14 protein-coding genes and 1 tRNA gene are annotated in these 12,163 nt (G+C 32.7%); 4 read left to right on the top strand and 11 right to left on the bottom strand.

From position 1 onward, the window contains the following. Positions 1-20: 20 nt before the first annotated feature. From ISP71_03555 to ISP71_03535, 5 genes are all read right to left on the bottom strand, one after another. On the bottom strand, positions 21-1,268 hold the full coding sequence (locus ISP71_03555) for an HlyC/CorC family transporter (GenBank protein MBL6663160.1): 1,248 nt from the start codon (positions 1,266-1,268) through the stop codon (positions 21-23). Then, the gene (lptC, locus tag ISP71_03550) at positions 1,261-1,749 is read right to left on the bottom strand and encodes an LPS export ABC transporter periplasmic protein LptC (GenBank protein ID MBL6663159.1); all 489 of its coding nucleotides are present in this window, start codon (positions 1,747-1,749) and stop codon (positions 1,261-1,263) included. The genes ISP71_03555 and lptC overlap by 8 nt, the downstream gene beginning before the upstream one ends. An 87-nt stretch (positions 1,750-1,836) precedes the next feature. Continuing rightward, positions 1,837-3,141, bottom strand: coding sequence for a tetratricopeptide repeat protein (locus ISP71_03545; GenBank protein MBL6663158.1), 1,305 nt, complete (start codon positions 3,139-3,141; stop codon positions 1,837-1,839). A 3-nt stretch (positions 3,142-3,144) separates the two neighbouring features. Continuing rightward, positions 3,145-4,392: a hypothetical protein gene (locus ISP71_03540; GenBank protein ID MBL6663157.1), complete on the bottom strand. Its 1,248-nt coding sequence runs from the start codon at positions 4,390-4,392 to the stop codon at positions 3,145-3,147. After that, positions 4,376-5,089 carry a type III pantothenate kinase gene (locus ISP71_03535; protein MBL6663156.1) on the bottom strand — a complete coding sequence of 238 codons (714 nt, stop codon included), beginning with the start codon at positions 5,087-5,089 and terminating at the stop codon, positions 4,376-4,378. Before ISP71_03535 ends, ISP71_03540 begins: the two co-directional genes overlap by 17 nt. An 89-nt stretch (positions 5,090-5,178) precedes the next feature. Between ISP71_03535 and ISP71_03530 the strand changes: the two genes are divergently transcribed. From ISP71_03530 to ISP71_03515, 4 genes are all read left to right on the top strand, one after another. Further along, positions 5,179-5,254 (top strand) — tRNA-Phe (locus ISP71_03530). A gap of 139 nt (positions 5,255-5,393) precedes the next feature. Beyond that, a complete protein-coding gene (locus tag ISP71_03525) occupies positions 5,394-6,476 on the top strand; it encodes a hypothetical protein (GenBank protein ID MBL6663155.1) in 1,083 nt (360 codons plus the stop codon). Continuing rightward, a complete protein-coding gene (locus tag ISP71_03520) occupies positions 6,477-6,851 on the top strand; it encodes a DUF983 domain-containing protein (protein ID MBL6663154.1) in 375 nt (124 codons plus the stop codon). It begins immediately after the preceding gene. Positions 6,852-6,950: 99 nt separating this feature from the next. Continuing rightward, on the top strand, positions 6,951-7,646 hold the full coding sequence (locus ISP71_03515; protein MBL6663153.1) for an NUDIX hydrolase: 696 nt from the start codon (positions 6,951-6,953) through the stop codon (positions 7,644-7,646). Between the two features lie 9 nt (positions 7,647-7,655). On the opposite strand, the gene ISP71_03510 is transcribed toward ISP71_03515, so the two are convergent. The 6 genes from ISP71_03510 to ISP71_03485 all read right to left on the bottom strand — a co-directional run bounded on the left by ISP71_03510 (position 7,656) and on the right by ISP71_03485 (position 12,163). Next, positions 7,656-8,594: an ROK family protein gene (locus tag ISP71_03510; GenBank protein ID MBL6663152.1), complete on the bottom strand. Its 939-nt coding sequence runs from the start codon at positions 8,592-8,594 to the stop codon at positions 7,656-7,658. A gap of 4 nt (positions 8,595-8,598) precedes the next feature. Further along, entirely contained in the window at positions 8,599-8,964 is a 366-nt protein-coding gene (locus ISP71_03505; GenBank protein ID MBL6663151.1) for a methylglyoxal synthase, read from the bottom strand. Further along, positions 8,961-9,377, bottom strand: a complete 417-nt coding sequence (locus ISP71_03500) for a methylglyoxal synthase (protein MBL6663150.1) — start codon at positions 9,375-9,377, stop codon at positions 8,961-8,963. The genes ISP71_03505 and ISP71_03500 overlap by 4 nt, the downstream gene beginning before the upstream one ends. A 4-nt stretch (positions 9,378-9,381) precedes the next feature. Continuing rightward, positions 9,382-10,392, bottom strand: coding sequence for a type I glyceraldehyde-3-phosphate dehydrogenase (gap, locus tag ISP71_03495; protein MBL6663149.1), 1,011 nt, complete (start codon positions 10,390-10,392; stop codon positions 9,382-9,384). A gap of 1 nt (position 10,393) precedes the next feature. Further along, positions 10,394-11,377, bottom strand: a complete 984-nt coding sequence (pfkA, locus tag ISP71_03490) for a 6-phosphofructokinase (protein MBL6663148.1) — start codon at positions 11,375-11,377, stop codon at positions 10,394-10,396. Between the two features lie 90 nt (positions 11,378-11,467). Continuing rightward, the gene (locus ISP71_03485) at positions 11,468-12,163 is read right to left on the bottom strand and encodes a lycopene cyclase domain-containing protein (GenBank protein MBL6663147.1); all 696 of its coding nucleotides are present in this window, start codon (positions 12,161-12,163) and stop codon (positions 11,468-11,470) included.

Genomic DNA, 12,163 nt, shown 5'->3' with positions numbered 1-12,163 from the left:
TGAGATATAAAATAGTAAGCTTAATCTGTTTTACTAAGGCTAACGACCTCAATTTTGGTATCTGACACTTCATCTACAACTAGAGTATAATCTCCAATGTTGATTTCTGTATTTTTCTCTGGTATTTCTTCCAATTGACTAATCAGTAAACCACCTAATGTTTCGTATTCATCAGATTTTGGCAAATCGAAATGGTACTTTTCATTCAAATAATCTATCTCCAGTCGAGCAGAAAAACGATACGTCTTTTCATCAATCTTTATCTCTAAATCTTTTTCACTATCGTGTTCGTCTTCTATCTCGCCTAAAATTTCTTCAACAACATCTTCAATAGTTATCATTCCAGATGTACCTCCAAATTCGTCAACCACAACTGCAATTCCTTTACGCTCTTTGATAAATAACTCCAGCATATCATTGGCCATCATACTTTCAGGAACATAAGAAATAGGAATTAGTATGGACTTTATGTTTTTAGGTGATTTGAACATTTCGTTAGAATGTGCATAACCAATGATGTTATCAATATTTTCTTTGTAGATGAGCACTTTTGAAAGTTTAGTGTCAATAAAAATCTTCAACAAATCTTCAATAGTCTTAGATACCTCAATACCAATAATTTCTGTACGTGGTAACATACACTCACGCACTTTTACGTTTGAGAAATCAAGGGCATTTTGTAAAATCTGAACCTCAACATCTAAATTTTTGTATTCAGACTCATTGGTATGAAGCTTAAGGTATTCTTCTAAATCTATCTTACCAAACACAGGGGAATCTTCGACTAGCACCAAGCCAAATAGCTTAAGACCTCTTTTTGATAAAAATAGTGTTATACTAACTATTGGTGCTAACAGATAATGAAAGAGGGTTAAAGGCAACACTAATATTTTCAAAAATCGATTGGGATTTAATCTAAAAAAGGCTTTAGGAAGAAACTCAGCAGTAACAAGAATAATTAAAGTTGAAATTAATGTTTGAATCAATAATACTAGAAACGAAGACTGAGTATATACTTGTATTTTGGGCTCTAATACTACTGCCATAGTTATACCATAAACTACTAAAGAGATGTTATTGCCTACTAGCATAGTAGCAATATATTTCGATGGGGAACGTAAAATTCTTTGCAACAAAGGCGCTACAATGGAATTGGATTGTTTGTCCAGCTCAAGTTTCAATTTATTGGACGATAAATATGCTATCTCCATACCTGAAAAAAAGGCCGACAGAAGTACTGAAGCTAATATGATTATCCAACTATTCATCGGGCTGATTTATAGTTATAGTACCTTTTATTTTACGAATAGTATACTTAGAAAAATTTTGGTTAGACACTAATCCTTCACCAAAAATAACTTCATTTTCTGTAGTAATTTTGACAAATTCATCTGTAAATATTTCTTCTTTTTGTTGATTCCAATTCAGCTTTTCTGTCTCCAAAATATCACCTTTAATATTACGAACTACCACGTTACTTTCGGCTAACATCAAATCATTTTCATCATCAACTATGGCATAGTCAGCAATTAACTCAGACTCTTTTTTACCATTGACATCAAAAAACTGAACCTTTAAACCGTTTTTAAATTCAACGTATGTTTTTTCATCAGCATATCGATTCATAAGAGTAGCATTTAACAATACTCTTACTTTAGCTGAATCGCTATAAATGATTTCACAATCTTTGATAGTTTCTATTGGAAAAGAAGCTTGATTCTGAATGGAAATTTCATGAATTTTTTCCAAGTCATTAGAACAAGAAGCTATTGTAAAAAATAAAAAGACAAATAGCGAATTTCTAAATGGAGTATGTGATAGCGGTACTATGAGAAATTATTTAATTCTAACTTTAGTCGATTCGTTTATCCAACAACCAACCGTATATGTATCGCCTTCTTTATAACCATTAAAGAAAGCATCTTCATTAGAGGGTAGATACTTTGAATAGGAGGCAATTTTCTTATTGGCTAATTCAGCAACTGAACTATCCATATTTTTAGCAGCAATGAATTTGTCAATAGCGGCTGAATATAGCATAGCAGACTCAAAGGCGTTGCTTCCACATTCATTGGCAGAAGCAGCATAAATATCACCAATCAATAGCATAGACTTGCCCCATTTAGGACTTATCTCTAGTGCTTTTAACGCATAATTTCTAGCTGTGGAGTTGTTACCCGACTTGAAATAGGCTGCCGACAAACCATAAAAACAATTGGCTTTATCATCATTAGAATCAGAAAGCTCTAAAGCTTGTTTGAAAAAAGCAATCGCATCGGAAGATTTATTTTTCTTGATAGAAAGGTTACCCATATTGTATGCTGAAAGTGCTGAAGGCTCTACTTCATGTAATTGTTTTGCCGCTGAGAAATATACTTCTGCATCGGTACAATCTTTTTTGTCAAGAACTTTAACAATACGCTTCAGTAAATTTATGTCGTCAGGTGTTTCTTGATATTTGGCATCAAACATAGCTATGAGGTCATCACAGGTAGCGAACGGTACGAATAATTTTTCTACATTTTCAGCCGCTTTGACATAAAACTTTTTACTTTTTGAATCTTTAGCAATATTGATATCAAGGTAATCTGCCACAACAGCATAAACTTCTAGTACTTGTGCTTTATCAAAGCTTTTAGCTTTATATTTTTCGGTAGCAGCTTTGAAGTATGAAAAAAGAGCAGTGGCTTTAGATTTAGCTTCTTGCCCTTCCACAGATTGCTTTAAATAGGTAAATGCTCGGTCTAAATCAGAAAAAGAATACTTCATCATATCAGAACCTTTCAATCCTAAAACATAGTCTTCTTTACCAAAATTAGCAATCCTATTATCGTACAAAGCTTCTAAGGAATCTAAATATGCTTTTTGAAGTTCTTCAGAACCTTGATTTTTGCTAATAAGATGATTGTAAAGCTTGGCTCCATCTATGTAAATATTTTTAGACGCTTTTGGACAAAGTGTATAGGCTTTTCTCCAAGGAGTCATAGCATCATCATAATTATTTTGTTTGACATACTCGCGGTATAGCGATATGTTTGTAACACACTTTACACTATCACTTCCAAACTTGCTACCGACCAAAGAGTTAGCACTAAGCGTAATTGATAAAAACGCTGAGAATAAAAACAGTAACTTTTTCATAATTTAATCGTATTTTCTTTTAATAAACCAAATGTCGCTAAAAATAAAACCTATTTTGAACCTAGCAAATGACTCTTGAATTAAGCCATCATCAGTTGTTCCCATTTGTCCAAACTCTGCTGACAAATTAACTAAAGAACCACTTCTTTTCAGAGGTAAACCAAATCCTAATGTGATGGCTTTTTCATCCAATTGCTGATTTTTCAAATTCAAATAAGTTTTAGAACTATACATACCTAAACGATAACGAATCATCTTATAGTATCTGTTAATGGATTTTTTATCAGGCACAAATTCAAAACCTAAAGCCAATCGACTGCTATTTTCCAAATCATCATTGACACCAAATAAATTATATTCTTCCCAATTATCGCTTTTGTAATCAGCCATTATTTTCCATTGCTCATTGCTCAAAGCTAAACCAAAACCCATAGAAGTTGGTAACTCTAAAGAGCCGTCAAGTTGCTGGTCGAAACTTATTGTGTCTTCTATCAACTCAAACTCACCTCCACTTCTAAACGTTTCAATTAATGATGTTTTCTCAGCAGAAATTTCACTTCCATTATCCATAGTAAAACCCAATACTGAATTCCATTTTCCTAATTTGGCTTTGTACATTAAACCAAAATCAAAATAGAAGCCATTGATATTGACATCTTCATTAATCTTTGTGTTAAAAACGCTTACATCATTAAATAAAACTTTTCTACTAGAATTTAAATTACCAAACAGATAATTAAGATTTGCTCCAATAGACAAGTTCTTATTGACGTTAATAGAATTACCAAAATAAATACGTGTAAGCCCACCATTACCTTCAAATAAAAGATCTGCAGGAGGGTTTGTGCTAACGTCAGAAAATGAATAAGACTTCTCAGAAAAAGGTAATAGCCCTACACTTGTTCCCCAAAACTTTGATAAGGGAAAAGAAAACATCAAGTAATTGAAATTTGTAGAATTAACAACTTGATTTTGAGTGTTAGTTTGTAGAAGTTTTGTAGTATGAATTCCTCCTGTTTGCATAGTAAAACGCTGAGCAAAAACTGAAGAATAAGAAGCTGGATTGCTAATATTGATGGATAAGGGGTCATAACTAGCTATGCCAACTCCACCCATTGCTGACTGAGTGGCCGTAGAAAAACTTTGCAAGTCGCCAAGACCAAAACGAGAATAGGGAGAGTTTGATTCATTTTGTGCTGATAATGACAAGCCCATAAGCACAAAAGCTAAAATGCTAAAAATATGATTCATTATAATCTAAAATTTTATTTAACCCTTCCATCAATAGATTTGGGTTTGCAAATATGGTGTTTTTTAATCCCTTATCAAAGAATTTAGCGTTGCCACCAGTAACTATTACTTTTAAATCAGGATATTGATTTGTATAACGTTGAATTATTCCATCTATTTCAACAAGGACACCATTTATTATTCCAGAATGAATAGACTCCTCAGTATTAGCTCCTGTAAGTTTAGCTGCATCTACACTTTCCAACAAAGGTAATTGGCTTGTAAATTGATGCAATGCATTATATCTCATCTGTATCCCTGGTGAAATACTACCCCCTAAATACTCTTTTTTAGAGTTAATAAAATCATAGGTTATACAAGTACCCGCATCGATAACTAACACATTATTGTTAGGGAAATTCGCCATTGCTCCCACAGCTAATGCAATTCTATCGTTACCTAAACTATGAGGCGTCTCGTAACAATTCGTAATAGGCAAAGGTGTGGAAGAATTTAAAGAAATAGCATACTTACTTGATAATAGCGGCTCAAAAAGTGTGTTTTTCTTGACCGTAGAAACTATTAGTCTATCGCATTGTGAAAGCAACTCCTCAACACGCTTCAAATTAACATCACTTTCCCTAAACACCATTTGATTATTCTCAAATAAAGCTAGTTTAACTAATGTATTACCTTCGTCTAGTGTTATTTTTTTCATAATAAAAACGCTCCAAAGTTAATAAAAGCAAAAGCATGAGAAAATAATTTGTTACAATAGAATTTTTTTTACATTTGCACACCTATTTAGGTGCTATAGCTCAGTTGGTAGAGCAAAGGACTGAAAATCCTTGTGTCCCCGGTTCGAATCCTGGTAGCACCACCAAAATAAAGACCTCTTATCTAGTAGATTTTAGGTCTTTTTTTTTTGGTCAACATTTGGTCAACATAATTTAGCCTTATCAAGTACATATGATAAATAAAAATAGATTAAAGAAGTGCGTTTATTTATATAGTTTTGCAAAATGATATTATCATTAAGTTTAATATGCCTCTCCACTTACTTAATTTGGAAAGCAAGTGAATCCTTTGACATTGCTTCTTCCTACCTCACTCGTAATCTCAACGAAGGAATAAAAGGACCAACTATAAATGCAATAGCGAGTTCTTTACCCGAGCTACTCATTTCTTTTTTCTTTCTTTTTTACATTGGTGACCTTGAGGGTTTTTCAGCAGGTTATGCCACCATTATTGGAAGCTCTATATTTAATATCACAATAATACCAGCCGTATCATTCTTAGTGATATATTACAAGAAGGGCATTCCCTTGTTCCCTACTGACAAAAAAATTATAGAACAAGATGGCTTTTTCTTAATCATCACAGAAATTGCCTTGTTAGCAGGGCTATACTTTGGCGGTATATCTATTTACCTTGCTACAATTCTCATTGTTCTTTATTGTATTTATATTGTTTTAGTTTTTCAAAAAAGAAATGATAAAAGCGTAACAAATAAAGGCAGTACATCACAAAACAACAAAGAAGATTACATTCAAGAAACTGGATTTTATTATAAGATAATCAATATTAATATTGCAGGATTAATATTAAACAAATCTAAATTGAACACTTGGAAGGCTAGTTTAATCTTACTTATTTCTTTGGTAATTATCTCCTTAGCTTGTAAAGAACTTGTAACTAGTAGTGAACACCTATCGGAGCAACTGAATTTGAATTTATTTTTCATTACCTTTTTTATTGCTGCCGTAGCCTCAAGTATCCCAGATACAATATTATCTATCAAAGATGCTCAAAACGAAAAGTATAAAGATTCTTTTTCGAATGCATATGGCAGTAATATATTTGATATCTGTATAGGTATAGGACTACCCGTTCTTGTATATCTATTGGTCAACGGTATAGATGTCATATCAACAACTACAACAAGCAATAACAACAACATTGTTTTCTTATCGTCTATATTTTTAATCGCATTCTCTATCCCTATTACTCTAATTTATTGGTTGAAAGGAATAAATTTTTACCGATCAATAATTATAATTGGGTTTTACATTAGCTTTTTAGGCTTAGTTTTTTACCTTTCCTAAATGATAAAAAAAGGAACAAAATTATTTAGCATTCTTAAATTTAAATGCCCTCAATGCCATGAAGGTGACTTCTTTATCTCTTCAGCATATAACTTTAAAAAAATTGGTGAACTGCATAAACACTGTCCCAATTGTAAATTAAAATTCAGCAAAGAGCCTGGTTTTTATTTTGGGGCAATGTACGTTTCATACGCTATAGGCATAGCAATTTTCATTGCAACTTATATAGCTAACTGGATTCTTGATTTACAAGCATCTTTATTTCAAATACTTTTATTTGTAGGCACAGTTTTGATTGTTGGTACTCCTTTTTTATTCCATCTATCAAAAATTATTTGGGCTAATCTATTTATTCATTATAAAGTCAATAATTAACTTTTTATTAGTTTTTATATATTCAAAGTGTAATTTTGACATTTAAAGCCTTTTTTTATGTTAATTATTTAATATATTTGGCTAAATACTAAAAATAATATGTCTAAGATTAATGTTTCTGTCGATTGTGTAATTTTCGGTTTTAATGATACTGAAAAAAAACTAAAAGTTTTAACTATTGAAAAAAAGGTAAATCCATTTTCAAAGCAAGACCATAAGAAAACTCAATTTGCTATTCCTGGTGATCTCATTGAACTTGACGAAGACATTGACGATGCTGCCAATAGAATTCTTTTTAGCTTAACAAAATTAGACAACTTATATCTTAAGCAATTCAAAACCTTTGGTAACCCAACACGTGTACAAGAAGAAAAAGATAAAGAGTGGTTAGTAAATTTTAGATCCGACCCTAACGAAAGAGTAATTACAGTTGGATACGTTTCTATTGTTAGAATGGAAGACTATAATCCTCAAGCCTCTTATTTTGCCCACGATGTATGTTGGACAGATATAGAAAATATTCCAGAAATGGCATTTGACCATAACTTAATTGTTGATGATGCTATTCAGTTCTTGAGAACAGAAATAAATCATGAGGTAACTTCAGAATTACTACCCAGAAAGTTCACTTTATCGCAACTGCAAGAACTATACGAAATCATCTTGGATGAAAAGCTTGATAAAAGAAACTTCAGAAAACAGATTATAAGTAAAGGAATATTAAAGAAAACCAACGAAAAGCAAAAAGGTGTTTCTCACAAACCTGCTGAGCTTTACAAATTCAACCAACAATAAATAAAGGTTTTAGCTAACTAACTCTTCAGCTTTTGTAAATGCTAATGAGGCTGGTCCTAAAACATTCATTTTGTCATCAAGTAATTCGGAGATTCCGTAGTGTATTTTACCTTTAAAGTCATCAAGTAATTGCTCCTCGCAAAAACCAGAAATTAATGGCAAATAACTCTCCATAGACTTGGCAATATTTCCACAGAAAATAATAGCTTCTGGATTCAGGACATGTATAAAATCAGCCATTTTTTGTCCTAGCTTTTCAAATGTGAAATTTAAAATCGCCTGACATCTTTTATCTCCATTTTTAGCTTTATCAAAAATGGTTTTAACCGAAGGAATTTGAGTAGGAACACTGCTTTTTATTTCTTTCATATTAACAGCATATGACTTTTTGATGCCATTAGCAGAAACAACCGTCTCTAAACATCCTACACCACCACAATTACATTGTCTATCTAAACCCTCTATTTTGGTATGACCGAATTCACCAGCATATCCGAAAGCACCTTCAAAAAGTTGATTATTGATAATAATACCACCACCTAATCCAGTGCCTACTGTAATAAGAGAAAAATCTTTGTATTTTTTACCAGAACCATAACGATTTTCAGCCATAGCTGATGCATTGGCATCATTAATTAAAAAGGTAGGAATACTCAATAAACTCTCTAAGTGTGCTTTTAAATTAAACGGCTTTAAGTCGTCCCAAGGGAAATTAACTGGACAAAACGTTTGTGCCTTAGAATCAAAGTTAGGCGCACCTATCCCAATTGAATCTATAGAATACTCCAATGTTAATGCTTCAATTTGGCAACTTAAATCATCAATATACTGAGCAAAGGAATCACTTGCTTTAGTTTTGAAAGCACTCACTTTTAGAATTCCATCTTTAGAATCTACGACAGCTAATTCTGTATTTGTTCCACCAATATCTACTCCTACTACTTTCATCTTATTAAAGGTTTTTAAAATGGTTTAATAAAATCCCTGCTGTTTTAAAATTGGTTGCTAGTGGGACTTGGTACACATCGCACAATCTCAACAACATGTTTATGTCTGGTTCGTGAGGGTGCTTTCCTAATGGATCTCTCAAAAAGAGAACAGCCTCTATTTCATTAGTTACTATTTGTGCAGCTATTTGTGCATCTCCTCCTAGTGGCCCAGATTCTACTGCACTAACATTTAAATTAAATTCTTTGACAATTTTAGAAGTACTTTTAGTACAAACGATGGTATGATTAGAAATCACGTCCATTTTGGATTGTATAAAACCCCTGAGGCGATCTTTGGTGCCGTCGTGTGCAATAATTGCTATCCTCATTGATTTGAATTGAGTTTAGATTGTGCTTTTTCAGAAGCTTCCATTCTTATTTTACCGATAATTAACAATTCTGCTCCAGCCTGATTAGTGCTCAATGGGATATTTTCCAAATCGCAAGTATTCAACAGTTTACTAATGTCTTCATGATAAGGCTGAACAATAGTTGCATCTCTAAAAAAGAACACAATACCTACTTGACCATTTTTTATCATTTCAGTAATCTGAAGGTAACCGCCATCGGACCCTTTATTGACGTGCAAAAGAGGCAAATGTAAATCGCCAGCTTCTAAAAATTCAGCAGTTCTTCCCGTAGCAACAATCTCTCTACCAAAAAACCATGATTTTTTCCCCTTAAGGAATTCTAAAAGATTTGGCTTGAAATTATCGTGGGCTATTACTGCTATTTTACTCATGGAATTAAATTTTTGTTAGTTCTTTTTCGGTAACGATTGAACACAAATCTATTAGACGTGCTGAGTATCCAGTTTCGTTATCGTACCAAGAAACTAATTTAATCAAATTCCCATCAACTTTAGTTAATTCTGCATCAATAATTGATGATTCTTTTCTACCAACAATGTCAATAGAAACTAAAGGTTCTGAGCTAACGGCTAGGATTCCTTGCATTGATGTGTTGGATGCCGCTTGTAACAAGTTATTGACTTCTTCAGCAGTTGTTTCTTTTTCAGTAATGCATACGAAATCGGTAATTGAACCACATGCCACAGGCACTCGTAAAGCTATGCCATCCAATTTACCATTTAAACTTGGTAATACTTTACCAACTGCAGATGCTGCACCTGTTTTTGTAGGAATAATAGAATTCATTGCTGAACGTGCCCTTCTCAAATCTTTGTGAGGCATATCTTGAAGACTTTGGTCTGCCGTAAAAGCATGTGTAGTCGTTATATAACCGGATTTAATACCGAAGTTATCGTTGATAACTTTTGCCATAGGTGCTAAGCAATTGGTTGTACAAGAAGCATTTGAAAACACAAAATCTTCATCAGTAATCACCTCATTATTTACACCCAACACGACTGTTTTGGCGTCAGGTGAAGGTGCTGAAATAACAACTTTTTTAGCTCCTGCTATTACGTGCTGTAAAGCTTGTTCGTTATTTAAGAAACGGCCTGTAGACTCTAATACTACATCAACATCTAATGCTTTCCAAGGTAATTCTTGAGGGTTAGGGCATGAATAAACTGGTATTTCAGTAGAATCAACTAAAATCTTGTTGTCCGAAGGACTAACGTTGTTAGTCAATACGCCATGCGTAGAGTCATACTTTAATAAATGTGCTAAAGTTTTTACATCTGTTAAGTCGTTAATTGCTACGACCTCTATATTATCAGATTCGAGAGCTTGACGGAAAAAATTCCTTCCTATTCTTCCAAATCCATTAATTGCTACTTTAATTTTTGTCATTTTATCTTGAAATAATTTTGTTTAACTTATATAAATCTTCGTTTATATTTTTCTGTTTATCTACTACATCTTGCATAGGAATCAATACGGTTTCATTTTCAATTATACCAACCATATTGCCGTAGTTTTCAGACATTAATGCTTGAACTGCTGACAAACCTAATCGACTTGCTATTAGCCTATCCATTACCACCGGCGAACCTCCTCTTTGTAAGTGTCCAAGAATAGTAACCTTAGATTCGTACTCATCAAATACTTCTGTTAAGTCTTCAGCAATTTTATAGGAAGGACCATAATTATTCCCTTCTGCTACAATTACAATACTAGATGATTTTCTCAAAGATTTTCCGGTTTTCAATCGCTCGGCTAGATTTTTTATCTCAAATCCTTTTTCTGGAATTATTACAAAACATGCTCCAGAAGCAATGGCTGAATAAAGTGCTAAATTACCATTGTCTCTACCCATCACTTCGACAAAGAATAATCGATTGTGAGAACGGGCAGTATCTCTAATTTTATCCACAGACTCAACTATGGTTTGTAAAGCTGTCTGAAAACCTATAGAACAATCAGTGCCATATATATCGTTATCTATTGAAGCGGGAATACCTACGCATGGAAAGTCAAATTGTTTACCAAAAATATTAGCACCAGTAATTGATCCGTTACCGCCAATAACAACTAATGCATCAATATTCTGTAACTTTAAATTATGATAAGCCTTTTCTCGAACTTCAGCTTTATGAAAATCTAAAGAACGTGCTGTTCTTAAAACAGTTCCGCCAAGTTCAAGAATATTACTCACTGAACGCATTTTAAGCGGCTTGAAATCATTTTCTATTATACCTTGATAACCACGAAAAAAACCAACACACTCTATGCCGTGATAATTGGCTGAACGAACAACACTTCTAAGCGCAGCATTCATGCCTGGAGAATCTCCTCCTGATGTTATGATTGCAATTTTTTTAATGTCTAAATGTATATTTTTAGCAAATATATGCTAAAAAGTGTAAAAACAACACTAACATAATGTAAAATATTAAGTCTATAAGTGAAAATGACATTTATATATTTATTTTAATGTCGATTTTCTTTCATAAACAGCAATTACTATCAAAAGCATCAACAAACAATACAGACTATCTTCAATAGGAATATTCAGAATTCTTGTGCCAATTATGTGATTTGAGCTATAACTGACTATGGGTGTTTCATTGAAACTGCCTGTTAAAAACCCGTTGATGATTAAAAAAGGAACTAAGGAAACTAAATATGTTCTAAAAAAAGAACCTATCCATTTTGGCTGATAAATAGATAATATAAAAAGAGAAACTGAAGTTAGGCTAAAGCAAACTAGTGTATATAATTTATCTGACCATATCACAGAGCATACTGCTAATACTAACGCAAGTACGAATGAAATTTTAACATAAGCGTTAGACTCTAATTGTTTGTTAAAAAAATAATTTAAGACTTCATGAATAAAGACACAGGCAAAAGGAATTATGACAAAAAATAACCATTCCTCAATAGGCAATAAAAACACTTTTAGACCACATATGTAGTCGTTATTAAATTGCCAGATTGACCAATGTGTAAACCAAATATCCCAAGGAATAAACAAGAGCATCATCAAAAGAATAGAAGGCAAAAGAAGATGCCACTTTTTATAATAATAAATTCGTCTTTCGAAACTCTGTGCTAGAGGATAAGCTAGTGATAATACCATTAAAATGAAATAGAAAAAATGATGCTCTAACAATCCCAT

It is taken from the genome of Flavobacteriales bacterium, assembly GCA_016779995.1.
Lineage (GTDB): Bacteria > Bacteroidota > Bacteroidia > Flavobacteriales > UBA7312 > UBA8444.
Note: the sequence above shows the minus strand (reverse complement) of the source record. Positions and strands in the feature narration are given on the sequence as shown.

Coding starts and splice junctions, on each gene's coding strand:
- ISP71_03540 (MBL6663157.1), bottom strand. CDS start 4,392: ATGAATCATATTTTTAGCATTTTAGCTTTTGTGCTTATGGGCTTGTCA.
- ISP71_03485 (MBL6663147.1), bottom strand. CDS start 12,163: ATGGGATTGTTAGAGCATCATTTTTTCTATTTCATTTTAATGGTATTA.
- ISP71_03520 (MBL6663154.1), top strand. CDS start 6,477: ATGATAAAAAAAGGAACAAAATTATTTAGCATTCTTAAATTTAAATGC.
- ISP71_03545 (MBL6663158.1), bottom strand. CDS start 3,141: ATGAAAAAGTTACTGTTTTTATTCTCAGCGTTTTTATCAATTACGCTT.
- gap (MBL6663149.1), bottom strand. CDS start 10,392: ATGACAAAAATTAAAGTAGCAATTAATGGATTTGGAAGAATAGGAAGG.
- ISP71_03505 (MBL6663151.1), bottom strand. CDS start 8,964: ATGAGGATAGCAATTATTGCACACGACGGCACCAAAGATCGCCTCAGG.
- ISP71_03500 (MBL6663150.1), bottom strand. CDS start 9,377: ATGAGTAAAATAGCAGTAATAGCCCACGATAATTTCAAGCCAAATCTT.
- ISP71_03535 (MBL6663156.1), bottom strand. CDS start 5,089: ATGAAAAAAATAACACTAGACGAAGGTAATACATTAGTTAAACTAGCT.
- ISP71_03510 (MBL6663152.1), bottom strand. CDS start 8,594: ATGAAAGTAGTAGGAGTAGATATTGGTGGAACAAATACAGAATTAGCT.
- ISP71_03525 (MBL6663155.1), top strand. CDS start 5,394: ATGATATTATCATTAAGTTTAATATGCCTCTCCACTTACTTAATTTGG.
- ISP71_03515 (MBL6663153.1), top strand. CDS start 6,951: ATGTCTAAGATTAATGTTTCTGTCGATTGTGTAATTTTCGGTTTTAAT.
- ISP71_03555 (MBL6663160.1), bottom strand. CDS start 1,268: ATGAATAGTTGGATAATCATATTAGCTTCAGTACTTCTGTCGGCCTTT.